Origin of the sequence: Spiroplasma sp. hy2 (genome assembly GCF_044714365.1) — a bacterium.
GTDB lineage: Bacteria > Bacillota_I > Bacilli_A > Mycoplasmatales > Mycoplasmataceae > Spiroplasma > Spiroplasma phoeniceum.
Window position 1 is genome coordinate 1 of record NZ_RXFZ02000350.1, and the last position, 560, is coordinate 560.

1 protein-coding gene is annotated in these 560 nt (G+C 27.1%); it reads left to right on the forward strand.

The window, feature by feature from the left end; all coding sequences use genetic code 4:
- On the forward strand, window positions 1-560 hold a 560-nt coding region (locus tag EHV01_RS06460; protein ID WP_422066740.1), incomplete at both ends, for a hypothetical protein.

Here is a 560-nt window from a genome sequence, read left to right on the forward strand (position 1 = left end):
MAKTAAGTTGATATAACATTCAAGGGATACAACCAACTATTATTACTGGATATAAAGATTGAAAAGAACATATTCAATCAATGTCTGATTTTTGAATTGAAAAAAATAATGAGGGTATTGTTATAACCGATAAAGCGAGTTCAACAGCAACTAATCCAACTGTTGGAACAACTATTAAGGAAGAAAATTCAAATTCTAAACCTTATTGGTCTAAAAATTGAATGATTACTCCGCCAGATAAAATAAAAGTAAATAGTGGAACTATTAATAATATTATTAGTACCCAAGCATCATCATATTTTAGAAGAAAAGATGAATTTGGTAATACAGTTGGACAAGTTCAAATTGAATATAATAAAATGGGTAAATGTAATGTTTGAGATATTTTAAATATGAATAATTTTATTAATCGCCAAATTACAGTATTACCTTTAAACTACACTCAAAAACTAGTATTTAATCCTTTTACGATACCTGCTATTGGAAAGTTTTTAAACTTTGTTTCGTTTGGTATTCCTTGGGACTGAATTGGGAATTTAACAATTACCCAAGATGATAAA